This window comes from Paenibacillus sp. FSL H8-0548 (genome assembly GCF_038630985.1).
Lineage (GTDB): Bacteria > Bacillota > Bacilli > Paenibacillales > Paenibacillaceae > Pristimantibacillus.
Map to the genome: position 1 here is coordinate 5,409,374 of NZ_CP152049.1, position 25,512 is coordinate 5,434,885.

General features: G+C 47.7%; 21 protein-coding genes. 3 read left to right on the top strand and 18 right to left on the bottom strand.

Annotated elements, in window-relative coordinates; all coding sequences use genetic code 11:
* Positions 1 to 55 precede the first annotated feature (55 nt).
* A complete protein-coding gene (locus tag MHI37_RS23465; RefSeq protein ID WP_076337513.1) occupies positions 56 to 1,213 on the top strand; it encodes a virulence factor in 1,158 nt (385 codons plus the stop codon).
* Between the two features lie 951 nt (positions 1,214 to 2,164).
* Here MHI37_RS23465 and MHI37_RS23470 read toward each other — a convergent pair.
* From MHI37_RS23470 to MHI37_RS23490, 5 genes are all read right to left on the bottom strand, one after another.
* Positions 2,165 to 3,349: a transglutaminase domain-containing protein gene (locus tag MHI37_RS23470; protein ID WP_076337514.1), complete on the bottom strand. Its 1,185-nt coding sequence runs from the start codon at positions 3,347 to 3,349 to the stop codon at positions 2,165 to 2,167.
* Between the two features lie 169 nt (positions 3,350 to 3,518).
* The gene (locus tag MHI37_RS23475) at positions 3,519 to 4,499 is read right to left on the bottom strand and encodes an alpha/beta fold hydrolase (protein ID WP_076337515.1); all 981 of its coding nucleotides are present in this window, start codon (positions 4,497 to 4,499) and stop codon (positions 3,519 to 3,521) included.
* Positions 4,500 to 4,516: 17 nt separating this feature from the next.
* Positions 4,517 to 5,149: a bifunctional 4-hydroxy-2-oxoglutarate aldolase/2-dehydro-3-deoxy-phosphogluconate aldolase gene (locus tag MHI37_RS23480; protein WP_076337516.1), complete on the bottom strand. Its 633-nt coding sequence runs from the start codon at positions 5,147 to 5,149 to the stop codon at positions 4,517 to 4,519.
* Between the two features lie 28 nt (positions 5,150 to 5,177).
* Entirely contained in the window at positions 5,178 to 6,410 is a 1,233-nt protein-coding gene (mutY, locus tag MHI37_RS23485) for an A/G-specific adenine glycosylase (RefSeq protein ID WP_076337517.1), read from the bottom strand.
* Positions 6,410 to 7,291, bottom strand: a complete 882-nt coding sequence (locus MHI37_RS23490) for an AraC family transcriptional regulator (protein ID WP_076337518.1) — start codon at positions 7,289 to 7,291, stop codon at positions 6,410 to 6,412. The genes mutY and MHI37_RS23490 overlap by 1 nt, the downstream gene beginning before the upstream one ends.
* Positions 7,292 to 7,465: 174 nt before the next feature.
* Here MHI37_RS23490 and MHI37_RS23495 point away from each other — a divergent pair, with 174 nt between their 5' ends.
* Positions 7,466 to 7,819 carry a cytochrome c gene (locus MHI37_RS23495; protein ID WP_076337519.1) on the top strand — a complete coding sequence of 118 codons (354 nt, stop codon included), beginning with the start codon at positions 7,466 to 7,468 and terminating at the stop codon, positions 7,817 to 7,819.
* A 72-nt stretch (positions 7,820 to 7,891) separates the two neighbouring features.
* Here MHI37_RS23495 and MHI37_RS23500 read toward each other — a convergent pair whose 3' ends face one another.
* The 13 genes from MHI37_RS23500 to MHI37_RS23560 all read right to left on the bottom strand — a co-directional run bounded on the left by MHI37_RS23500 (position 7,892) and on the right by MHI37_RS23560 (position 24,135).
* Positions 7,892 to 9,250: a transposase gene (locus tag MHI37_RS23500; protein WP_342556500.1), complete on the bottom strand. Its 1,359-nt coding sequence runs from the start codon at positions 9,248 to 9,250 to the stop codon at positions 7,892 to 7,894.
* A 155-nt stretch (positions 9,251 to 9,405) separates the two neighbouring features.
* Positions 9,406 to 9,642 (bottom strand): hypothetical protein, encoded by a 237-nt coding sequence (locus tag MHI37_RS23505; RefSeq protein WP_144023834.1) that lies wholly within the window; start codon positions 9,640 to 9,642, stop codon positions 9,406 to 9,408.
* Positions 9,643 to 9,693: 51 nt separating this feature from the next.
* Positions 9,694 to 10,092 carry a holo-ACP synthase gene (acpS, locus tag MHI37_RS23510; RefSeq protein ID WP_076340093.1) on the bottom strand — a complete coding sequence of 133 codons (399 nt, stop codon included), beginning with the start codon at positions 10,090 to 10,092 and terminating at the stop codon, positions 9,694 to 9,696.
* A gap of 93 nt (positions 10,093 to 10,185) precedes the next feature.
* Positions 10,186 to 12,264 carry a copper resistance protein CopC gene (locus MHI37_RS23515; protein WP_076340092.1) on the bottom strand — a complete coding sequence of 693 codons (2,079 nt, stop codon included), beginning with the start codon at positions 12,262 to 12,264 and terminating at the stop codon, positions 10,186 to 10,188.
* A 9-nt stretch (positions 12,265 to 12,273) separates the two neighbouring features.
* Positions 12,274 to 13,335, bottom strand: coding sequence for a DUF4198 domain-containing protein (locus MHI37_RS23520; protein WP_076340091.1), 1,062 nt, complete (start codon positions 13,333 to 13,335; stop codon positions 12,274 to 12,276).
* 105 nt (positions 13,336 to 13,440) lie between these two features.
* A complete protein-coding gene (locus MHI37_RS23525; protein ID WP_076340090.1) occupies positions 13,441 to 16,467 on the bottom strand; it encodes an EAL domain-containing protein in 3,027 nt (1,008 codons plus the stop codon).
* Between the two features lie 126 nt (positions 16,468 to 16,593).
* Positions 16,594 to 18,225 (bottom strand): hypothetical protein, encoded by a 1,632-nt coding sequence (locus tag MHI37_RS23530; protein ID WP_076340089.1) that lies wholly within the window; start codon positions 18,223 to 18,225, stop codon positions 16,594 to 16,596.
* 1,060 nt (positions 18,226 to 19,285) lie between these two features.
* Positions 19,286 to 19,681, bottom strand: coding sequence for a DUF2809 domain-containing protein (locus MHI37_RS23535; protein WP_256710735.1), 396 nt, complete (start codon positions 19,679 to 19,681; stop codon positions 19,286 to 19,288).
* A gap of 123 nt (positions 19,682 to 19,804) precedes the next feature.
* Complete coding sequence (gene nadE, locus MHI37_RS23540; protein ID WP_076340130.1) at positions 19,805 to 20,614, bottom strand: ammonia-dependent NAD(+) synthetase; 810 nt, start codon at positions 20,612 to 20,614, stop codon at positions 19,805 to 19,807.
* A 14-nt stretch (positions 20,615 to 20,628) separates the two neighbouring features.
* Positions 20,629 to 21,063, bottom strand: coding sequence for a BrxA/BrxB family bacilliredoxin (locus MHI37_RS23545; RefSeq protein ID WP_076340129.1), 435 nt, complete (start codon positions 21,061 to 21,063; stop codon positions 20,629 to 20,631).
* A gap of 212 nt (positions 21,064 to 21,275) precedes the next feature.
* Positions 21,276 to 21,410, bottom strand: coding sequence for a hypothetical protein (locus MHI37_RS23550; protein WP_256710734.1), 135 nt, complete (start codon positions 21,408 to 21,410; stop codon positions 21,276 to 21,278).
* A 106-nt stretch (positions 21,411 to 21,516) separates the two neighbouring features.
* A complete protein-coding gene (locus tag MHI37_RS23555; RefSeq protein WP_076340128.1) occupies positions 21,517 to 23,181 on the bottom strand; it encodes an ATP-binding protein in 1,665 nt (554 codons plus the stop codon).
* 117 nt (positions 23,182 to 23,298) lie between these two features.
* Positions 23,299 to 24,135: an alpha/beta hydrolase gene (locus tag MHI37_RS23560; RefSeq protein ID WP_076340127.1), complete on the bottom strand. Its 837-nt coding sequence runs from the start codon at positions 24,133 to 24,135 to the stop codon at positions 23,299 to 23,301.
* A 63-nt stretch (positions 24,136 to 24,198) separates the two neighbouring features.
* Here MHI37_RS23560 and MHI37_RS23565 point away from each other — a divergent pair, with 63 nt between their 5' ends.
* On the top strand, positions 24,199 to 25,455 hold the full coding sequence (locus MHI37_RS23565) for an NAD(P)/FAD-dependent oxidoreductase (RefSeq protein ID WP_076340126.1): 1,257 nt from the start codon (positions 24,199 to 24,201) through the stop codon (positions 25,453 to 25,455).
* Positions 25,456 to 25,512: the final 57 nt, after the last annotated feature.

Genomic DNA, 25,512 nt, shown 5'->3' on the forward strand with positions numbered 1-25,512 from the left:
TACAGTGCGCCAACAAAAAAATGTTCGAAACATAAATTTCCCAGGAGGTTTCCTCATGAAACTAATTTCAATAGAGCCAACACCGAGCCCGAATTCCATGAAGCTGAACGTTGATGAAATGCTTCCACGTGGACGTCGACTCACTTATAAAGCAAGCGAAGCAAGTGAGGCGCCTGAGCTGTTTCAACAGCTTTTGCAAATTAATGGCGTGCGCGGTCTGTTCCGAACTGCCGACTTTATTGCCCTCGACCGCAAACCTGGCGCTGATTGGGCGGCGATTTTGGCGGCAGCAGGTCAATTGCTGCAAAAGGATGAAGCAAGCGAGGAACAAGACGACAGCAGCAAAGGCCCTGCGACAAGCTTCGGCGAAGCAACCGTGCTCGTGCAAATGTATCGCGGAATTCCAATGCAGGTTCGTGTGCGTATGGGAGACAGTGAGGTTCGCTCAGCGCTCCCTCCCCAGTTCGCCGAAGCTGTCAGCCTCGCCGCAGGCTCTGGCATGATTCGCGAGCGCAAGCTCGAAGAGTTTGGCGTTCGATACGGAGAACCCGAGGAGATTGCAGCAGAAATAGTGCGCGAGCTTGAAGCCTCCTATACGAGCGAACGGCTCGAAGCACTCATTCAAGCTGCTATTGAGCTTGGAAGCACTGCCGCGGAGGAGGGAACTGTACTCACAGTGGTGAGACCGACTCCACTGACGCTGGAAGAGGCGCAGGCGCAATTCGCTTCACCTGACTGGCAGGTTCGATACGCCGCCTTGGATCGCTATATCTCCACCGTTGAAGGCTTGCCTTTGCTCGCCGCGGCAATCAAGGATGAAAATACATCGATTCGCCGATTAGCGGTCATCTATTTGGGCGATCTCCGCTCACCCGAGGCACTTCCGCATTTGTTTACCGCACTGCGTGATACTTCGACGTCGGTGAGGCGGACAGCTGGCGACACTTTATCTGATCTCGGCGATCCCGCTGCGATCGGCCCAATGATCGAGTCGCTTCGAGACAAAAACAAGCTTGTCCGCTGGCGGGCAGCACGTTTTCTATATGAGGCTGGCGAAGAATCCGCGGTAGAGGCGCTGCGCGAAGCTGCCAAGGACAGTGAATTTGAAATCCAGCTGCAAGCCCAAATGGCGCTTGAGCGAATTGAGCGCGGCGAAGAAGCCGCTGGCTCTGTATGGCAGCAAATGACTGCCTCTCGCAAGAGTGAAGCATAACCGGCTGTGCAGCAAAGCTGCATTTGGGCTGTAGTCTTCACCTAATGCCTCTGCATGCCATGATGCAGAAGGTATGTAAACAAGAGGAACATATTTCTTTGCAAACTATAGTATACGATCCGGGGTGCAGAGATGCACCCCGTTTGTATGCACCACTCCAACTTAAATCCAGTATCACACGGCATCTCATCAACTAGAGCAAGTGATTTAGTTTTCTGCACTCATGCGCTTCTGCTATCCTGTTGCTACACTACTAATCCTCTACTCTACGGAAAGCTCTGCTGCTTTACCCAACATACTGTTCTTCCGACACACTAATGCTACCCCTACTCCTACTTTAGCCAACACGCTGTTCTTCCGGCACACTAATGCTACCCCTACTCCTACTTTAACCAACATACTGTTCTTCCGACACACTTACGCTACTCCTACTTTACCAACACTCTTTTCTACCGACGCACTAACGCTACACTGCACTTTTTACAATGTACGACCATCTCCTCCTCATGCCTCTAATGCTACACTGCACTTTTTGCAACGGAATGCCCTCTAACACGCTCATTTCCTGCTATTTCAGCTAATTCTGCTGCAATTCTGCAGTGTAGCTCACCATTTGAGCTGTATGTCAGGTTTCTATTGCACTTTCTACAATGTGGCTCATCGTCGTGCGCAACTATACGCCATATAGAATAACGCCGCCCAGGGCAGCATGTTACTTGTACAGTGAGCAAGCCTCAGCAAGCGCAATTCCTGCAAGGCGACTACACCTTTTGTAAAAAGATTACTCACTAAGGGAATTGCCCTTGCTTTGCTCTTGCATTGCTCTTACTTTTCCTTCAACTCAGCTTACTCACCATACCCGCATGCAGAACAACAATACTCATATGGCCAACAACAACAAAAAGAGGTACAGCGATGCACCTCTTCATCTATCTATTCCACCCAAGCAAACTAACGTCCATATTCGAGCTGGATGCGCACTATAAGCGACTTATCTCCAGCATAGGGCTCATAGCTTGCTCGGTAGCCGACTGGCACGCTGACATTCTCAAAGGCAGCCTTCAGCGCTGCAGGAAATTCCTCGCCCTGCTCATATCTGAATTCAAGGCTTGCTGTACGAGCTTCAAGCGCTGTTTGGATCACATTATCCAGCTGCTTCGAGCTTGTCACCGTATATTCCGGCTCCAGCCAGTGCAAGCCAAGCGAAAGCTTCAGCTTGCTGAAGCGGCTGCGCTCTGTCTGAATACCCTGCTGCTCAAGCTCGCGTATCGTATCCGCATAGGATACAGCTGCCGCTGGATATGTTTTAGTCCACTGATGGTCCACTCTAAGCTCCTGATCCGTCCGCAAATAATAATTGTAGCGAATGGTGCTCTCTCCTGATTTAACGGCTTCCTTGGACGACTCCTTGCCTGCCGCTTGAATACCGACGGGATCATCCCATGTCAAATCCAGATGATACCACGCACCATCCAGCTTCACCATATTCCAAGCGTGCTCTCCCGTATTTACGGTACCCTCTGCAATGATCGCCGTTATTCCAGCTTCATTCAGCATCTTATAGCCAAGCAGCGCATAGCCCTGACATACCGCCTCACCTATAGTCACAGCATCATACGCCGTATAGCGCTTCAAGGACTGATCGTATTCAACATGACTGACAACCCAATCATGAATCGCTTTTATTTTCTCGTGGTCATTCATCCCCGGTTCGAGAACAGCTTGAAGTGCTTTAGCTACTTCGCGATCCACGACTGCTGTTTGCTCTAATGTCTCGCGGTACCTAGCTTCAATACTAATGGTTGACTTGTCTCCCCAGCTTCGAATGGTATAGATATAGGATTCAAGAATATAGGCTGCATAATCATCATGTCCAAGTGCAGCGCGGATAACCTCCGTTAATTTGTCCGACAGCTCCTGCTTGTCCCCTATGTAAATAACAGAGAAGCGCTCGGCTCTCGCCTGAAACTGCTTCGCGATTTCCAGCTCCAGACGCTCCAGCTTATTCGTTTCCTCCACAGCAGACACCTCTTCCGATTCCGCTGAAGCAGGAAATATATCCAGCTTAAAATCTAGATAGAACGCAGCACCTATTATGATGAAGACCATCACTAGCTTGGATACTATTCTACGCATTCGAACCTCCTAGACGCTAAGCGAAAAGATGCTTCTTCTAGAAAAAAGTCTTTTCACCAGCCTAATATTAATTAAAAACTGCGAAAGTGCAGCTTGTAATGTAAATGTAATATTTCTCTCATCTTGATTTCATCTTATGCATATATAATAAATTCATGACCCCCCTTTATTATATATTCTCTCTTGAAGCCTGCAGCCCTGTGCTGCGGGCTTCCTTTTTTTCAATTGCTGCGATCCCGATCGTCTTCTGAAAAAAAGGAATAACCTGCTCCCAAAAGGCTGGCTCCTGCTCTGAAGCGCTGTGTCCGTTCGTCGATACGAACAGCGTTTGTATCATCCCTTCAGGCAATTGCTGTCTCAGCTCTCTTAAATCCTCCGCACTAATAAAATCATCGCCGCTCGAGTGGATCATCAGCACTGGGGTACGCCCCTCATCCCGGCTGCCAGCGTACTTCGCCAGTACTAAAGGTATTCTTGCTGCATTGAACTGTGCTCGTGATATTCCAGCCCGAATAAGCCATACCATTGGTATCAAATAGGCAAGCGGAAATAACGGAATTTTTTTGCGTTTCAGCTCAGACTTCATCATCGTCTCGAAATAAACAGGCATTGAATCAGTCACGACGGCGCGCACGCTTACCCCCTGATCAAGCGCGAGCAGAGCGCCAAAGCCTCCTAACGAATGCCCAAGCAGCGCTACTCTTTCTGAATCTATGCCAGGAAGCCGCCTTGCTACAGCAACAGCCGCCTGAACATCATCTCGAAACATTAATGCGGAAGGAGCGCTAATTGAATCGCTGTCGCCGTGGCTTCGCGCATCGTACATAAATACAGCAAAGCCCGCTTCATACAGTGAATGCGTATAACGAAGCACGCGCGTCCGATTGGAGCCCCAGCCATGTGCGAGAACGATAAGAGGCAGCTTGTCATTGTGCTGCTCCGCAAGCGTGGTTGGCTGGAGCAGCCAGCCCTCCATCTTAGAACCATGGCTGGTAAAGGATACGGATTGCCACTCCGTATTTACGATCGGCTCACTCTCATTTGACAGCTTGCGAGGCTTCTGGCTGCGAGCTCCCATTTGCCAGACAAATACAGCAAGCAAAGCAACGATTATGATGAAGCTGGCGATTAGCCATAAAGCAGCCACCACATTTAGCCCCTCCTACTCTATAAATCCCGCACAGCTTCTACAAACTGCCGCGCGCGCTCTGTTACGAGATCAAACTTCCCTTCACGAATCCATTGCAAATTAACGAGCTTGCTGCCCATTCCAACTGCATTTGCCCCCGCTTTAAAATAATCAGCAATATTGTGCAAATCTACACCGCCAGTCGCAATCATTGGGATGTCGTTCAAAGGGCCGCGAATTTCCTGCAAATAACCTATTCCTAATGTGCCCATTGGAAAAATTTTCACAGCATCGGCACCAGCCTTCCAAGCTTTGACGATTTCCGTCGGCGTCATTACGCCAGGCCACACGGAAATGCCGCGCTCACGGCCAAATGCTATGACATCCTCATCGAGGTTAGGCGATATAAGATATTGAGCTCCAGCAGCGACAGCCTGCTCTGCGAGCGCAACATCGATTACCGTACCCGCACCGACTGCGGCCTTTCCGTCAAATTTCGTGCGCCAGCGCTCGATCATTGCCGCCGCACCTTCTGTATTCATCGTTATTTCCATCATATGAATGCCGCCGTCGATTAAAGCCTGTGCCGCTGCATCCGCATCCCGATCTTCAATTCCTCGTAAAATAGCAACAATTTTGTGCTGCAGCAGCAGCTTAAGCATATCGTTCATTTGCTTCTCCTCCAGCTTCTACTCTCAGTTATTCCCAAAACTTCGTTAAAATCCGCAAAAATAAATTCGGAAACGGCAGCGTACTCATATCTTCCTTGCCAATCCAGCGATAATGGCTTGATTGCTCATCTAATATAGCTATACTCGAAGTAGCAACACCACTCAGCTTATATTCAGCCCCTGCCTCCGCAGCTATTCCTAATCTATCCTCATTCAAACCCACAGTCGACCGTGTATGCAAGCTTGTATCCTCGCCCAAATCAGCCAAGTAAAAGCGCATTTTCCAATGGATATGGCTGAAAATATGGTCGGCATCCGTAAACCAGCTGCGTGGACGAATAAGCAGTCTCGTATCCTCTTCTAGCATACGGCTGATCATCTCAGCGAGCTCTCCCTGCTCCTTCGGCGCTGACTCACTCAGCCACTGCGACTGATCAGGCGACAACAGCAAATGAGGCAGCTCCCACATCTGCGCAAGCAGCCCCGTTTCGGGACGCTGTCTTACGAGCACTTTGCCAGCATTCTCACCACTGCCGAGGACGATCGCTGCTGCTCTGAACTCTGCCCGCGCCTTCTTGGCCTTCGTCTTGATTGGCAATTCCAGCTCTCTTCCCTCAAGCCTTGCGCTGCAGTGCTCCATTACCGGGCATGGCAGACAGCTTGGCGACTTCGGCGTACATACAAGCGCTCCCAGTTCCATCAGCGCTTGATTAAAATCTCCAGCTGCTCCCTCAGGAATAAGAGAAGCTGCGAGCTTCTCAATACTCACTCTCGTAGATTGCTTCGCGATATCATCCTCCAAGCAGAAATACCTTGAAAGCACGCGCATAACGTTTCCGTCTACTGCGGGCTCTGGACGGTTGAACGCAATGCTCATAATCGCTCCGCTTGTATAGGGACCCACACCCTTTAGTCCAGCTACTGAAGCTTTATCATCAGGCACGATGCCATCATACCTAGCAACCACCTCTCGCGCCCCTGCTTGCAGGTTCCGAGCTCGCGAATAGTAGCCGAGACCTTCCCAGCTCTTAAGCACCTCCGTCTCCGGCGCTTCCGCAAGCGCCTTGACAGTTGGAAACTTGCTCATAAAATTGTTGTAAAAGGGGATGACCGTATCCACTCTCGTCTGCTGCAGCATAATTTCTGAAACCCATACCCGATAAGGATCTTGATTGATTCGCCAAGGCAAATCACGCTTGATCAGCCTGTACCAGCTCAGCAGCTCTGTGCTGAAAAATCGTTTAATCGATTCCTGCTCCACTAGTTGTTTTCCTCCTTGCTTGCTGTCACTGTAGAATCCAAGCTACAGATGTCATGATGCTTACCAATCCGGCGATATTGAACCGGCGTTATACCTGTATACCTTTTGAAGAGCCTCGATAAATAATGGTTCTGCATCCCTACCTGCTTCGCAACGCTCGCCACTGGCAGCTCCGTATCCATTAGAAGCTGTTTGGCGAGCTCAATACGACGGTTCGTCACATACTGAATGGGCGAGCAGCCCATAATATTTTTAAAGGAGGTAATGAAATAATTCGGATGGAGAAAAGCAAACCTCGCTAAAGCATCAATCTGAATATTTTCATGCAAATTCGCTTCAATATAAGCAAGCACATCGTTCCATTTTACCCCTAATCCGGAATCGTTGTGTATTTCTCTCTTGAAATGACTTTCATCCAAATAATAGGCAATCAGTTCCAGCAGAATCGCCTTCAGCCGCAGTACTCTAGTAATCGAGTCACAGCGCTGAGTTGTGTTCATTTTGGCGAAGAGCGCCTGGAGCATCTGCATGTCCTTCACATGAACAAAAGGCGGCAGCTGCAATGAATTCATAAAATGAATATCACCAAGCTCCAAACGAAAGTGGCACCAATAGCGGCAAAAAGGCTCATCGCCTTCTGTACCGAACGATTGCACCGTACCAGCAGGTAGAAAATAGAGCGTTCCCGGCTGCATGATATGTCTATTATTTTGAATATCGAGCCAAGCCTCACCTTTAACCGTATAGCAAAAACGAAAAAAATCCGGTTTCGCATTTTTCTCCATCCAGCCCGGAAAACTTTCCGTATACGCAGACATCGTTACCTCTGCTTGAATTGTATTCAAATGATTTTGTAAAATACTCTCTATTGTCGGTTTCATGAACTCTCCCGTAGTTAAAACTGCGTTATAATGTAGATGATGACTTCTGAAGATCGTAAACTGCCTTTCCTATTATACGGACTAAAGATTAAAATTCATATGGACGACATGTGAAGAGCTTGATTAAGTTTGATTTTACCACATCACCCAAATAAAGAGAGGTAACTTTTTTCTATGACGAATCGCCAAATTCTAATTTCCGCTGCTTCTTGCGTATTGCTGTTTGCTCTAGCCGGCTGCGGCGGCAGCAGTAAAGATGCTGCAAAAATTAAAAATGCGCTTGACGGGCCAACTGACGTTATGACCGTGTACAAAGCTAATTGCGTCAGCTGTCATGGTACAGGACTTCAAGGCCGAATCGGTCCCACAACCAATTTGCAAGAAATAGGCGCGCGTATGAGCGCTGCTGATATTATCCAGCAAATTGAACAAGGTGAACAGGGAGAAGCTTACATGCCTGCTTTCAAGGATAAGCTGACTGAGGCAGAAATTGTCGGTTTAGCCGATTGGCTGGCAAGCAAGAAATAATAAAAAAGGATGCCAAGCAGTTTAGACAAAGCTGCTGCTGGCATCCTTTTTATTTCAAATAATCTTAATAACTCAACTTTCGCAGCCTGAAATTGGCAAGTAAGCCTTGATGTAATTGGGCAAAGCGGAGATCCAGAGCTGTAGTTGACTTTTTATCATAGTGGATAGCTTTTTGCCGACTTGATTAGCGATTTCGTTCATCAATTCCACCAGTTGCTGTAAAGCCACTGCCCAGTCCAAAGAACCGACTTCATCGCATAGCAAATAAAACAGTCCACCGAGCGTCCGTTGATCGGTACTTTGCCGATGCTGCCAAGCCAGCAGAATATAACGGGAAAAGACAATCGTAGTATGGCTAATGAGCAGATCGTAGGAGCGACCTTGGAACTCTTTTTGCAGGCGCAGCAAGGATTTAGCGCATTTGAAAAAGACCTCGATGTCCCAGCGAAGAGCGTAGATTTGAATGATTTCCGGTGCCGTCAGTGTGAGATCCGTCGATAGAATCGCGAGCCACTCGTTTTTCTTGGAGCGATGGCGAACAAAGATCACGACGACTGGAATACCGGGAACCAGTTCCGTATGAATCTGACGCAAAATATTCCGTTGCTTCCCTTGGACTTGCGTTGCAGATCGGTAAAGACCTTTGAGATCGACCCGCTTGCCCTGAACGAGATATCGCTTGTTGTCGTTTTTCACCATGCCAATGACATGAAGACCTCGTTCCACCACTCGCTCGATTAAGGGCGCATGAGTGAACCAACTGTCCATGAGTACGTAAGACGCAGAAACACCCGAGGCGATGGCCCGATCCAGCAGTTCAGAAACCAGATGCGGGGCCGAAAGCAGAGCTTCTTTCCGGCGTTTGTAGCCAGTGGATCGCTTATCGATTCCCGGATGAATACCGGTCAGTCCAGCCTTCACAGAACTGAGCAGGGCGAAGTCCAGAGGGAGAAATGTATGGCCGTCCGACCAGCCTAAAGTCAGCATACGGAACCCCTTATAATAAGCACCGGTGGCGTGATCCTTGAACCGAGCGAGAAGTTCTACCGCTTTGCTGCGATTTCGTTCAAACATGGAATCGTCGACAATAAACACGGAAGTTCGTGTGACGGAGGTCAAGGTTTCGACTCGCTGAACGGTGTCACTGCTGAGAGAAGTCAAGAAACGCCGCCAAGCAAATCCGCTGTGATTAAGAAACCGGTAGACGGCATCTTTGCCAGGAAAGGCTTCACTTTTGGAACTTTCGAGCAGACGAAACCAGTTCTTCTGATGAAAGAGAAGGACAAAAACGAGCATAAATAGATGGGAACAGGTATAGCCAAAAGTCTTTTTGAATCCTGCATTTCTCAGGTGCTTCAGTACACCGAGTTCCTGAAAAGCAGGCCTCATTTCAGGTGGGAGTTGATCTAGGGACGACTTTTGCTTTATCATGGAAGGGACACCTCTTCTTTGGTTTAGTGGATCTCGACAATCTCACTTTACCAAATGAAGCGGTGTTTTTCTATATGGGCAAGATCGTTACTTAAACCAGCTTTACCTTAACACCGGATTGGAGTCAACTCGGTTTTGACTCTGCGAAAGTTGAGTTAATAACCAATATGGCTACCGTTTATTTTTGGAGATTTCATGAGATGATGTGCAAAATGGCCTGCGTACGTCCAATGTGTCTCACCCATTTGTGGATGTACCGGAAAGAGGTCGCCCTGCACCAGCACCAGATCACCGCCCCAGTCGTCTGAATACAGGCCATCATATTCGACCCACTGTCCCGTCTTAAAACGACGCTTCGTCTTCTGCTGCCGCTGCTCCTTCAATGCCGCCATCTCCTCTCAAATCCATGCTCGGTATATTACATTCCAAGTATAGGCAAAAGGTTACAGTGATATTCGTTCCACAACCGCAAAGGCAGAAGCAAGCTGTCGCTCATGGGTGATGGTGATATGAATTCGAACGCTGCCTTGGCTGAAGCCCAGACGCTTCCAAGCGTCTGCAGTCAGCTTGCATTCCGGCTTGCCGCAGCTGCCGCGCAATATTTCAATATCCGTAAAGCCGACAACATTGCCGATTCCACAGCCAAAGGCTTTCACAACCGCTTCCTTCGCAGCGAATCGCCCGGCGACAAATTGGTTGAGCCGCTCACCTTCATACTGTCCTGCCAGCTCGTGCTCGCCAGCCGATAGGATACGCTCAAGAAAACGCCTGCACGTGCGCCCCTCCAAAATCCTCGTTATACGTGTTATATCCGATAAGTCATTTCCGATGCCGATGATCATGCTAACACCCGCCTTTTCCCTGAAGGTGAGATTAGCAGACGGGGAGCTTGAAGTCAAGCCTAGCGCAAGATACAGCCAAAATACCGGCTTTGATTAATATAATAATAGAGCTTCTATTTCCTGCTCGTAATGGAAGCTATTGCCCACCCTATCCTCTATATCAACCGTGATTAATCCTTTCCGATTCTTATCATCAACATATTGTCCCGATGCAAGATAGGTGTACTTCGTAAAGCCAGGAAATTCAAACTGCTCAGCGGCTAGCGGCTGAAGCTCAAGCGGAAAAATTTCCTGACTGACGTTCCCATCCTCTGCAGGCACAGACTCTTCGTTCGACCGCAGCAAACCAGCAACTGCCGACAGAGGTGCACCCTGCCCTTCGGGCAGCCAAACATCAAGCCTTACGCTCTGCTGCTTCGTCTGCTTATTATCCGATATACGCAAGCTCATATGCGCCTTCTCACCCATAACATGCCAGTAGATAGGCTCAGACAGCTTAGGGACAGCCGGAGTGACTGGCGGGGACGTAGAAGAGAGCATGCCAGCCAGCACAAACAATGCAGCTGCTAGAAGCACCTCGACGCGGACACCAATAAGCAAGCCGGGCGCGCTGCTCGTCTTTTCCAGCCTCGGCATGAAAATGAGCTTATGCATCGCAGCAATAACAACAATAAGCAGCATAAGGATAGCTTTTGCGAGAATCAGTCTACCATACGCCGATGTGATTAATTGTTCCATACTTGTTAGTCGAGCAGCCGAAAGCCATATTCCGCTAACTAGGATGAGCACCATGCTCGGCAGCGCCCACAGTGAGAACCGTTTAGCTGTTCGATTCAGACGCTTCGTGGCGCCTCGATCGAAGGTTAGCGAGAACAAGCCCACTAGACCGCCGAACCATACCGCAGCAGCGCTCATATGGACCGCATGGGTCGCTATAGCTAGCGCAGCATCCTTTAATGCCGCATAGGCATGTCCTGTCATAGGAAAGGTCACGATTAACACGGCGGCAGCTGCAAATTTAATGCGATTCGCCCATGCCCTCTCCCGAATAGGGGCGAATGCAAGCAGCAGCAGGAGCAGGGCGAGTATCGGTCTGAGCGCTGCCACTTTTCCAATCATGGTTCCGCTAGCAATCACATAAAGCGATACGCCTCCCAGCTGACTTGAAAGCAGCGAGAGACGAATCAATCCCGTCAGGAGCCAAGTCAAGGCTGCAGCTCCAATAACGATTCGCTCTGCCCTCAGTGAAAAGCCAAACGGGGTGGCCTTCTCATCCTCCCGCCAAATGACATATCGAAAAAACAGCAAGCCTGCTGCCGCTGCACCTGCAAAAATATCAAACACGCGCAGAGCAACCATTCCACTATTGCCTTTAGCATGCTCATGCACGCTATCCGTCTCATCGCTGCCGCCGCTGTGCTCGTTATGGGTATGGCTGTTATGGCCAGCAACGGCTGCGGCCTCAACTGTTTCTACAGGACTAGGCGGCGAAACACTCTCTTCTGGAAGCTCAGGGCTAGGGATCGCAGCTTCCTGCGTGCTTGGTGTATGACTCGGACTTGGCTCATTTGCAAGAGCTGGAGCTGCTGCTGGCTCTGTTGCTCGCGCAGAGCTATTCACCGCACTTGGCGCATTCGTTCGCACAGGCTTCGCAGAAGCTGCTGGCAGATTTGCAGCAGAGCTTCCCGTTCCCGCTTCTTGTGCAACGTCTGCTTCTGCTGCTTCTCCACCTGCACCATCGACAGCTTCTGAGCCTCCAGCAGCATTTCCATCCAGAGCTATCGTTTCGTCCGGTTTAGTCTGCTCCAAACGAACGCCTACGGCAAATTGAAAAGTCCCGTCCGTCATATGCGAATCTTGCGACAACACCTGCCAGCTTACTTCATAAACACCCTTCTCTAGCAGAGGAATCGTGTAAATAAGCATTTGTTCGCCTTCATTGCTTAAAACTCCAGTAATCGCAGCAGCTTTATCGACTCTTTTCAGTGAAATGCTGCTTAGCTTTGTATCAATCTTCTCTGTAAAGGTAATTCGAATCGCTGGCGGCGCCACAGACAGCTCAGCATCCTGATAAGGTGTCGATTGCGCAATATAGGCATGCGCCGAGACTAAACTCGGCAGGCATGCCCACATCATGATTAGTAGCACTATGCTTTTGATTAGCTTCTTCATTTGCAAGCCTTATTTCGTGTAAATCGCAACTGCTGCTTGATTTCCGCCTACCGCAGGGAAATATTCAACAACAGCGCCCGCTGCTTCTGCTGCGGTACGAAGTGCAACAAGCCCCGTACCCTCGTAGCCAGCGTCAATATTTTGTTTGATGAAGGATGCATCTACTTTTGTTGTCCCTTGTGCAATCGACAGGCTATTAACGGTAAGTACGCTGCCATTAAGATAAATATGCGGCTTTGCTGTCGATACGGAGCCCGGAAGCTTCGCCGATTTATTTTGCACCGTGAATGTCATGGTTGCTTCATAGTTTGTCGTGCTGTATTCGCCTTCCATGGCTTCGGTTGTACTTGGCTTGGCTCGAACTAAATAATAATCAGCGGCGCCCGTAGTGAAGGAGATCATGCCATTCGCATCGGTCCTCAGCTCTATCGCTTCCGAATTGCTGCGGCGGATGATGTCCACCGAAGTGCTCCCAAGCGGCTCCCCCTTCAGAAGCAATTGAATAGCTACCTGCTCATCCGGTGTAACCGCAGCAGGATTGAATAAAGGTATCAGCTCTGCGCGGTCGGGACTTACTTGCTTGGAGAAGCCGGTAAGAGCCTTTACCCGCTCAAGAACAGGAATATCGCTTACTGCTACAAAAGATTTGGCACTGCGCAAAGTACGGGAGGCTGCATCAGCACCCTTGTAGACGCTATCCGCTTCCGTAGAAATGATATAAGCACCCGGCACATTCGATTTAAATGAGGCTACAAAATAGTTGTTCAATGCCGGTGTTGTCTCTGTAGCCGCCTCTCCTGTATAAAAGCGTGTACCTGTAATGTCGGATTTTACGCCCCCAGGCGTAGTTACGAATACCTTCGACGTGCTTCCCCATTGTCCATCGATTCGGTAGCTCTTGTGCTCATTGGAGTGATTTCCGTACAATAGCTCCACATAGGATACTTGACCCTGCGCTACAATAGGAGCGCTAGTCTGTGACCAGCCGTCGTGTGCGAATACAGGTACCGCTGCAGCTAATGTCAGTGCTGCAGCCAGCGCAGCACTCGCCACTTTTTTGAAAAATGTCATTTTAAACAACCTCCATTGATTTGCATTTACATTACAAATTGTAACAATGAAGGCTCTGCTGCACATGACTCATAAGAGCTACTGAGCTGTGAACGATATGTGAATTCAGCTTTGTCTTGCAAAAGTAAGGATTAAGCCTTCGAGCTGCTCCGCAGCGAGCGGCTTGCTTATGTAGTAGCCCTGAACGCAGTGGCAGCCAAGTTCCTTCAATAGCTCCTGCTGCTCCTGCTGCTCTACTCCTTCCGCTATAATCTTCAGCTTCAAGCTATTTGAAATGAAAATAATAGCTTTGACGATATCGATATCCTGATGCTCGCTAGTAATTTCGCTAATAAATGATTTATCTATTTTCAGCATATTTAACGGAAGCTTCTTAAGCATGGAGAGCGACGAGTAGCCTGTTCCAAAATCATCCATCGACATTTGAATCCCGATTGCTGCCAGCTGCTTAAACAAATCAATTGTTGCGTCCAAGTCGTCGATCACAGTACTTTCAGTAATTTCAAAACATAAGCAGCTAGCGTCCATCCTCGTCTTGGATATTATCTGCTTCACCATTTCCAAGAAGCCTGGCTGCTTGAGCTGCCGTCCAGAAATATTAACTGACACCATAATCGGCTTATGTCCGCTATCGCGCCATTCTACACTTTGCCTGCATGCCTCGGTAATGACCCACTCCCCAATGGATATAATGAGCCCTGTCTCCTCGGCCAGCGGAATGAACGTAAGCGGTGATACGACGCCGTGAGTCGGTGAATACCAGCGCAGCAAAGCTTCAACACCAAACAGCTCGCCCGTTTCCAGATCGATTTGCGGCTGATAATGAAGTGCAAATTGTTTTTTGACAATCGCCTGCTTCAGCTCATTTTCCGTATTGATTCGCCACATCGTTTGCTCTATCATTTGAGGAGAAAATATTTCAAATTGATTTTTTCCGTTTTGCTTTACTTTGTACATCGCAATATCCGCTTTCTTAATGAGGGTATCTGGATCTGCCCCATCCTGCGGAAAAATACTAATGCCAGCACTCATTGTGATCGTGAGATTAATACCTTCGTCAAATAGCAGCGTTAATAAATGCTCCGAAATGGAGCTTGCAAACGTCTCAACCTCAGAAATAACCTGGAAGTGATATAAAATAACGAATTCATCGCCGCCAAAGCGGGCGATATGACCATTCTTCCTTAGCAGCCCTTTAAGCCCATCAGCGACCAGCTGAAGAAGTCGGTCTCCCATTTGATGGCCGAAGCTATCGTTTATTTTTTTGAAATGATCAAGATCAATAACGATGACCGCAAACGATTGCTCATAGCAAGCTGCTGCTGCTGCGATTTCTTCATAAAAACGACGTCGATTCGTTAAGCCGGTAAGCGCGTCATGGTAAGCCAAATAACGCATTTTCTCCTCAGCTTCCTTGCGCTCCGAAATATCTCTAACGGAACCAACCATTCGAATGGGCTGACCGCTCTCATCGTGAACGGCTTCGCCGGATATCATCGTCCACACATATTGCCCTGATTGCATTCGAAGACGTGCTTCCATTATAAATGCAGCTTGTTTGTCTAAATGAGCCCTCAGTATAGAATGATAGGCTGCTAAATCATCCGTATGAATGAGACCCTCAAAGCGATCGGCAGCTGTTCTTTGCAGCAGATCATAGAAGCTCTGGTTCCACATGACATCACCGGATGCGAGATTCAGCTCCCAAATTCCGTCATTTGAAGTACGAGAGACAATTTCAAGCTGTTCGGCAATTTGCTGATACTGCATCCCTCGCTCTCTCAATTCTTCAACCAGAGCCTGACGATCAAGCGTATTGGCGATTAGGTCCAAATAATGAATAATAGACATATAATCATTTATGCGCGTCATTGTATTAGCCATCGATGTGCCAAATGCTAATACGCTCCAATTGTCCTGCACCGTTCGATATGGAATGAGATACGTCATTTCGCTATCTTCGTTAGGCTGCCCGTCTGCCATCTCGTAGGGGGGAAATCGCATCATATTGATATCATGCGATTCCTTCGCACCAGAAGGACGATTTAGATTTGCTTCTCTCTGGAAGTGATACCATTCACTTATTGTTACATTAGCCGATGGCATCATTTTATCATTCCAAAGCCCAAGGCTCGCCCAGTGAAAGTATGGAGCCAGCACCCACGAGAATTTGGAAATTTGTTCAATTTTATAATTAAGAATGAACTTATTAAATTCATAATGAACACTTAGCTGTGTCATATTATGCTTGTCAGACTTATAATCCTCCAGTATTTGCTCATTCAGCGAATGAGTCGTCTGATGGCTGGCGCAGCCGCAGGATTCACGTTTAACTAGCGTACAAGGAACGACATGCGAATAGGAGGAAACCTCAGAACCTTCGATTTGTTCGAGCAGCAGTTGAACAGCAAGTGTTCCTGCCATCGGAATATTTTGATCAATGCTGGAAATCGACGGATTGCTCATTCTTGCCGTATCCGTATTATCAAAGCCGATCAAAGCGATATCCTCCGGAATTCGATAACCAAGCTCCATCAAGCGCTCAGTCATGCCAAGCGCGGTCATATCTGTACATACAACTGCTGCCCGAAAAGGAAAATGTTGATCTACAAGCTGCTGCGCTGCATTTCTTCCTCCGAGCACACTATAATCCTGAGGGTCTATAACTAGCTCAGGGCGGTAAGGCAATCCAATTATATTAAGCGCTTTCAAATATCCCTGCAAACGCTGATTCATATCATCCAAGCCCAAATGTCCTACAAAACCAATCTCTTTATGGCCGTGCTCATGCAAATGCAAAACTGCGTCTATGATGCCGCTCTCATTATCGCAAATTACCATATGCCCATCGACCTCTAAATGAGCCAATTCCTTGGCTATCGTGACAATTGGCTTACTCCACTGTACTTTCAACTGCTTGATATACGTATTCTCAACAGCATTATTCAAAATAATCCATCCATCGACATGGTCCATTGCAATCGGACAATTAAATTGCTTTCCCGCCGTACGAATGGCGATAAGCCGTGCGCCCGAGCTCTGCACCGCCTTCTGAATCGCATTAATAATATCACCAAGATAATTGCCGCCTAAAAAAGGCGTAAGTAAACCGATGGTTGGTTTATGTTGCATAGGTCACAGCTCCCTTATGTCTCCAGAGGTTTGTAATCGCATCATATCATTTCGACAATAAAAACGATACTATGTACCCAAAATACCCATTCGGGAGCTGTCTTATTTCGACAAAAATTTTATTGATTATAGCGCATATTCCGAAAAATTCACAGCTTGCCCATTAATCGACTTGCCGCTGTTGCTGTTGCTATCCGCATTCAGTTGAAGAACACTGCCATTCAAGGTTTTATATCGAACGCTTAAATTACTTTCAGCTGCCCAATCTGGAGCATTCCGCCTAGCTTCCTCCTGGAATGCTGCATAGCTGCTTATGCCTCTCTTTTGTGCATCGTTGCGGCTGATTGCTTCGATAACGACCCCATTCTGCCGCCCTTCGCTAGTGACAAGGCAGCGATCCGAAAGCTGCTCGAGACGGTAAGGCTGCATTAAATAAACAGCCCAATAGACGCTGCCAGTTTGTCCAAGCAGCATGCCCGCATCCTGCTGCCACTCCGCATTCGGCAGTACGCCCAAAATGGTTGGAGAAGCATCGTTTGGAAGCGGATAAAGCGCGGCGATCGTATTTTTGTGAAATAGAACGTCTGTGTGCCCGGTTTGATGCCTTGCATCCTTTATCGCATTCGTCTCCGACGGATGGAAGAAGTAGGCTTGATTTACTCCGCCTTGTGTTCCGAGTGGCAAAGAAATATCCCAGCGCTGCTGCTCGTTGTCAAACTCTTCATAGCGCTCCCATACGCCGCCTGCGGCAAACTCGGCCGTAATATAAGCATAGCTGTGCAAGATAGCCTTACCCGACTCCGACACCTTCGTAATGATCTTCTTCACTTCAACAGGCTCGCTCCGATTAAGCGCCGTTTGAAGAGCGGACTCAGGAGCCTGGTAGTAAAGGAAACCGGCATATTCCGTCCGGGGCATCTCTGAAGGGAGCTCGAAATCACCAAATTGCACATAGTCATGCAGTACATTGCTATCGAGTGGAATATCATGCTTTTGGCCTCGGCAATGTGCGCCAACCCAAGCTCCTTTTAAATAGAAGGCCGCTCGCTCGCCCCAAAGATAATCCAGCAGCTCAGCCAATTCTTGTTGGATCGAAGAATCTTCAGTCATATGCCATGCGCATGTAAAAGCCTGCACCCAATGCCAGAACCACGGCAAGCTTCCGTATTCAGACATCCCTTGCTTGCGCACATGAGCCAGCGTCAGCTGAAGATTGCTGCGTCCGTCCCGGGTCAGCTCTTCGTCAGCAAATAGTTGACCAAAAATCAGCTTAGCAGCCGTATATTTGGCATCGTGATGACCAAAGGTATTTTTCTGACGATAGAAGTCGCTCCGGTAAACATGAAGAAGCGCGGAATCAAACGCTCCCGCCAGCACCTCGTCAAAATGCGCTCTATAGCGGCTTGCAAAAAAAGCCATCAAGCTGCCCATCAGCTCTACCGGCAATGAGTGCGGTTTCGCCTCACGCGGATTCTCGCCTAAGCCTAGCGGCCAATGACCATAGGTATCACTGCTTGCATTCTGATCCTGAAGTCTAAGAACCTCTAGCAATACAGCTGCTGCCGTTCGTTTCGCTGCATCCGCCTCAAATGACAGCTGCTCTGGACCATCGACTGCTGCTGCAAATAAATACGAGGCGTAATAAAAGTTGTCGCGTATGTCATGATGGAACCATAGTCCGCTGCTCAGAAGCGGCTGGCGCATCGCAGCTATCGCTATCTTACTAGTAATTTCATTTTGCCTATGTTTGAAGGTCATTGTGCTAGTCTCCTTGATTTACTTATTTTTATTCTTATTCTAGCTAACAAGGTGATACGGCTGACGCCGTTCTTTAAAGGCAAAGCTGCGTTTCGCAGTGATAGATAAGCCTATTTATAATTGAAAACTTATAAGTTCTTATATATTAACATATTTATGGGAAACCTCTTCATTGTTTAGAAAGATAATCATTTTACTATAGTCCGGCTTCTATCCTGCACTTGCGCAGGATAGAAGCCGCTTTAGTGAGCTCCCACGTGTCTATGTTGCACTCCTGCACTATAGACAGCCTTACAGGTGTGTCTTAAGCCGAAATCAGTCTATTCTAATGCATATGTGCAGGATAGGCAGCTCGGTGAAGCTGAAAAGCGCGAAGTTACTGCAAATGTGCAGGATAGCCTGCGTGCGGAGGAAGCGGCGTACGCAGGAAGCGGGGGGAGTGCTCGGAGTGAATGTACGACGATCCTAAACTAGCCCTCCAGCTAATCTTCCAACCCATCCTCTATCAGACTCTCCAACTAACCAACTATGGCGCTATCCTGCACTTTAGCAGGATAGCAGCTGGTTTTTCGAGCTCCCACATGTCTATGTTGCACTTCTGCACTATAGACAGCCTTACAGGTGCGTCATGAGCTGAAATTAGTCTATTCTAATGCATATGTGCAGGATAGGCAGCTCAGGGAGGCTGAAAAGCGCGAAGTTACTGCAAATGTGCAGGATAGCCTGCGTACGGAGGAAGCGGGGGGAGTGCTAGGTGTGAATGTACGACGATCCTAAACTAGCCCTCCAGCTAATCTTCCAACCCATCCTCTATCAGACTCTCCAACTAACCAACTATGGCGCTATCCCGCACTTTAGCAGGATAGCAGCTGGTTTTTCGAGCTCCCACGTGTCTATGTTGCACTCCTGCACTATAGACAGCCTTACAGGAGCGTCATGAGCTGAAATTAGTCTATTCTAATGCATATGTGCAGGATAGGCAGCTCAGGGAGGCTGAAAAGAGCGAAGTTACTGCAAATGTGCAGGATAACCTGCGTACGCAGGAAGCGGGGGTTCGTGACTACTTGCGTCCGAGTCTGCGTTTGCCAAACAGCATTACATCCAGCAGCAAGGCAAGCAACACTCCAACACTATACCTCACCAAATCTATCGCCAAAAAGCCTCTCCCTAGCACTAAGGCTCCGAGCCACGTGCTTCGAATAGCATTGATCCACTCTGCCTGATAAAGCTGGCTTGCCTCAATGCCAAAGCAAAACAACATACTAATCACCAAGGCTAGCTGCTGTCCCTTATGTACTAGAATCATTCGAATGCCAAAATAAATCATACTCGCCCATAACGCATCCCCTGCGTTATCCGCAACAAATGATGGCAGATCATCTGCAAACTTTCTAGAGCCGTAACCGAGAAGCATAACAATGATTACTGCAAACAAGTACGGGATTCTAGCTTTCAAGATTGATGCCCCTTCCTAACCGCTATCTGCTTCATATCGGCTTCATGCCTAATAAAAAAACTGCCCCTGCCGATCGCTCGGTTCAAGGGCAGTCCTCTTCCTGCTATACAACTAAGCCGCTGCTTAAATACCCGGAATCGGGGAGCGTTTGTGCTCGGTTTTCAAATATTGTTTCTCAAGCTTCTCACGGGACTCAGCGTTAATTTCTTTGCCCTCAAGATAATCACTATTGTCACCATAGGTGATGCCTAGCTCATCCTCATCGGTTTGTCCATCCCATAAACCAGCAGTTGGCGCCTTATCCAAGACACTTTGCGGAACTCCGATATGAGAGGCAAGCTGACGCACCTGACGTTTGTTTAGTGTGCTAAGCGGCGTAAGATCTACTGCACCGTCGCCCCACTTCGTATAAAAGCCAGTGATCGCCTCAGATGCATGATCCGTGCCAACAACTAGCAAATTAAGCTCAAAGGCTAGCGCGTATTGCATAACCATCCGCGTTCTTGCCTTTATATTGCCCTTGCCTCCACGGCTCAAATGGCGAGGAATGCCAAGCGACTTAAAACTGTGCTCCACCTCAATGGCAATCTCGTCTACCGCCTCAGCAATGTTCGTCTCGGCACGTTTCTTCAAATTGAACGCTTCTGCGACTGCATAGCTGTCAGCAATGTCCGATTGATCGCCATAAGGCTGAAACACACCCAGTGTTATGAACTCGCGGCCGGTCTCTGAGCTAAGCTCATCCGTTGCCTGCTTGCATAAACCCGCTGCTACTGCGCTGTCGATACCGCCGCTTATGGCGATAAGAAGCCCTGTCGTACCGGCCTGCTGGACAGATTGCTTCAAGAAGTCAACCCGCTTGCGAATCTCAAGCTCAGCATCAATCTCAGGTTTGACACCCAGTCTTTCAATGATTTCCTGTTGTAAGCTCATATTCACCGTCCTACTTAGCGACAGAACCGATCGAAGGCATCAGTCAGATCGGCTGCAATATCCGATGCCGAACGATTCTCGATCTGGTGGCGCTCTATAAAGTGAACTAGCTCTCCGTCCTTCATCAACGCGATGGAAGGGGAAGATGGCGGATATGGTGCAAAATATTCACGAGCCTTTGCAGTTGCTTCTTTATCTTGACCTGCAAATACAGTATATAAATGATCCGGAGTAATATCATGCTGCAAAGCATCTGCAACCCCTGGACGGCATTGGCCTGCGGCACAGCCGCATACAGAGTTAACAACTACAAGCGCAGTGCCTTTAGCACCAGGCAGTTTTTCTTCTACTTCTTCAGGTGTGCGAAGCTCCTGGATACCAATGCGAGTAAGATCTTCCCGCATAGGCTGCACCATATCTAACATATATCGTTCGAATGACATCGACATCGAAACACACTCCTTTAATTACTTTATTTTAGCTACTATTATACCGCTCGTAGCCAAAATAAAGCAACCGGAGCAGATTAACTCCGGCTGTTATTTTTCAGCATATTCAAGAAGCTCGTCCGATTCTTCTATTCCATAAGCCGCATTTTTTTTGTAAGGATGAGTGAATCTTCCTCTTTAAGGCCGCCGCCGCTCACTTGCTCGTCTCCACGCTAGATTGAAGGACGATTAGGACCATCCAGCTTTTTATCAAAACCAGCCGATTCTGGCTGCTTTTCATTGCTCTTTTGCGAGTTTTTCGCCGCTTGCTCGGCTTGTTCAGTTACACGGTCATTTTGCTTCGTCATAGCTCGTGCCTCCTCCCTAGCTGCACTCCAGCCGCTAAGGCTAGTTTACTTTCAAGTGTAGTATGCGCAGCTAGGACTTACCTTATAAGTCCCATCTCAGGTCTACTTAACCAACCTGCTCCACGGCGACAAAAAAAGTAACGATGAACGTCGTACCTTCACCCTCCACCGAAACCACGTCAATACGTCCGTTATGCCGCTCTGCAATGCTTAGGCAAAGTGGAAGGCCAAGTCCTGTACCCTGCGTCTTCGTTGAAAAAAAGGGCTCAAACAGATGCTTCATCTGCTCTTGTGGAATACCAACGCCTTGATCGGCTATTCGCAGCTCGATTTTTCCATAATGGTAAGTTGTACTGATGTGAAGAGTACCATCCTTCATCGCTTCCATCCCGTTGCGAGCAATATTAAGAATCAGCTGTTTGATTTCCCTGTCATTAAGCATAATCAACGGCAAGTCCTCGGACAGACTCACTTCCATCGCTTGACCCCGCAAATTCGCATCAGCCATTAACAGAGGGACAAGATCATTAATAATTGCATGCAAGGAGGAAGGCTCCATTTGAAGCACTCTATTTTGAGCGAGCGAAAGAAAATCAGTAATAATCATATTCGTGCGATCAAGCTCATCAATAATAATTTGAAAATATTCCTCTTGCTTGTTTTGGCTTCTCTCCTGAATCAGCTGAACAAACCCTCGGATAACCGCCATTGGGTTTCGAATCTCGTGCGTGATGCTTGCAGCCATTTGACCAACCAAGCTTAGTCGATCCATACGACCTATTTCATCCTTTAGATGACGCAGCTCCGTGACATCCTGCGCAATAAGCGCTGCCCCTAAATTAATATTATCTTCGGAGGTCCGAAGCGAGATCGTACTTAAAAGCAGCATATAGTCTCCATTTACAAAAGGTACTAATACGCAATCCTCACCGTTCAGCGCTTGATAAAGCAGCTTTACACAAGCATCATCTTGGCCATTCTGAAATATTTCAGGAAAGGCTATGCCTATTGTCTGTCTATCTTCAGTATAATTAAAATCCAGCATTAGAAGCTTCTTGGCCATCTCGTTAATTTGAGTCGTTTTTCCTTTCTCATCCACGACGATAACGCCAAATGAAGTCGCATCAATAAATTGCCGAAGCTTCACCGCTTCATTCTGGTAACTCACAGACACCCGCTTCACTTCACTATGCAGCAGCTGCTTTTCTTTCACGCTCTCGATCATAAAAATAGACAGTCCAGTTGCTGTCAATGCTGAGGTTACGGCGAGTAAAATTGACAGCACTGAAATAAAAGACCAAGGTAGTTCAAGGTACTGAACAGTGAAAATAATATTAATGGCGAAAAAAAGGAGAAATGCCAGCATCAGAAGTATGCCTTTTCGCTCCTTCTGTAGTGCAGTAGCATTTGCAAAGGGGCGAATCGAAAATAATAATAACAGAAAGCTGTAAACAACAAACAAGCAAAAGTTAATTAATTCCGTGCTGCCGTCTAGCATCGGAATTTTTACCGCTGCATATACGATGGTTAAAATAATAAGTGTGGGCACTCCCCCATAAAGCGAGCCTATTAAATAGGGAACGAGGTGAAAATCGACATCGTGTCCGAAAATAGTTGAAGTCGTTAACATACATAAAATAATCGACGCACCACAAAAAATCCCCATAAAAGCAGGATTCCCCTTCCACCCCTGCTCATTGTCATTCCAAAGCTGGAAGGCGAAAACAGGCAATAAGGATACGATAAATTGCAGAAGTAACTCTTTTAACACTTAAGATCGCTCCCTTACCGAGCTCCAGATGCAAATCACTCCTATAAGAATTAAAACTAAAATTTGTCGAAATCGAAATAAGTCTAATAATCCGATTAAAACATAAAATCCATGTGTTTACAATTGTCCCGTTACCCAATTTATTATTACTTTAATAGCCTTTTCTCCCTCCAAATCATTATGCAGCTCGTGATAGCCGCCTTCCCATTGCACAAATCGACAGCGTTCGGCAAAGCGATCTGACAATAGGTTGCTAGCCTCAAGGGAAGTGACTAGATCAGAGGTCCCATGCATAAGTAATACTGGAGTTTGAAGACTATCCGCATGAGCAAGCGCCCATTCTCCGCCTTCTCCGATTTCAATATAACTATGTAGTGTGATTTTTGTATGGCATAAAGGGTCATCAACGATTGGAGCCGCCTGATCATAGCCCGGTCGAAACAATTCAGCAGGCTTTAAGCCTGTCGATTGCTGCATGGTTGGTACTATGGTGGCGAGCCTGCGTCCAATCCATTCGACTACAGGGTTTGGCTTGAAAGCCAATCTTAGCCATGGACTGGTCAAAATAAGACCACGAATCGGCGGATGAAGACGCAGGGCGCAGTTTAAGGCTACATTTCCTCCCATGCTGTGACCGTACAAAAAAACGGGTACGTCTGGATGTCGCTCGCTTGCAGCGTCCAGCATCAAATGAGCATCACTCACTGCCGCCCCAAGTGAAGGAAAATGCCCGCGTTTACCGGTTGAACGGCCATGTCCTTGTTGATCGAGAGCTAGAAGTGCAATACCTGCCTCCGTAAAGTTAGCTGCAACATGCTTGTAGCGGTCGCCATGCTCTCCCATCCCGTGGACAAGACAGACGACAGCTTTAATTTTTTGTGCTTCCGGCTTCCACTCCCTCAGAAACAAGGTTGAGCCTTTTGCGCCTTTAATTTGCCATTCATCACGCAGCATCAGAACGCCGCCTTTCTTTTGTGGTATTATATATCTACTAATATATATAGCAGGTGGACAACGATGCAATATGATGTAATTATAATTGGCGGCGGCTCGGCAGGCCTAATGGCCAGCATTGCCGCGAGCAAGGATGGCGCAAAGGTGCTTCTTCTTGATAAAGGCGACAAATTAGGCAGAAAGCTTGGCATATCTGGCGGTGGCCGCTGCAACGTAACGAACAATAAAGATTTGGACGAGCTGATCAAGCATATTCCTGGTAATGGCCGTTTCCTTCACAGCACCTTTTCTAATTTCAACAACAAGGATATTATTTCCTTTTTTGAAAACCTCGGCATTGCCCTTAAGGAAGAGGACAATGGCCGTATGTTCCCTGTAACAGACAAAGCCAAAACCGTTGTAGACACACTTGTCAATCAAGTACGCAAGCAAGGTGTCAAAATTATGTTGAATGCTCCTGTCGATCATATCATGTACGGAGATGGAAGAGTGACGGGTGTCCGCGTTAAATCCGGTGAAACCTTCCGAGCTGGCAGCATAATTGTCGCCTCAGGCGGCAAATCCGTACCTCAGACGGGTTCGACTGGCGATGGCTATGCTTGGGCTGAAAAAGCAGGTCATTCGATTACAGAGCTTTTTCCGACGGAGGTTCCGCTCACCTCGAATGAGCCCTTCATTACGAGCAAAGAGCTGCAGGGTCTGTCCTTGCGCAGCGTTGCGCTGTCCGTATGGAACCCCAAAGGAAAGCAGCTCATCTCACATGAAGGAGATATGCTTTTCACCCATTTTGGCATATCCGGACCCATTGTGCTGCGCTGCAGTCAGTTTGTTGTCAAAGCGTTAAAGCAGTATAATACAGGCAACATCGAGGTTGCGATTGACCTTTTCCCTGGCAAGAGCAAGGACGAGGTCTTCCAAGAGACATTAAAGCTAGCTGAGCTCGATTCCAAAAAAACAATTAAAAATGTACTGAAAAGCTTTTTACCCGAAAAAATGATTCCAATTCTTCTTCAAAAGGCTGGCTTGCCGGATACGCTTACTTATGACAATATTCCGAAGCAGGATTGGACAGTACTCGCACAGCTTATCAAGCATTTTCCGATTAGAGTCTATGGTTCACTGTCGATAGAGGATGCATTCGTTACCGGCGGAGGCATTCATTTGAAGGAAATCGATCCGAAGACGATGCAGTCAAAGCTAATGAATGGGCTATTCTTTTGCGGAGAGATTTTGGATATTCACGGCTACACTGGAGGCTACAACATTACTGCTGCATTCTCTACCGGCTATACCGCAGGATTAAATGCCGTGCTCCAATAATCTTTTTTCTAAAAGACTGAGGTTGTCCCAAAAGCAGCATGCTTACTCACAACATAG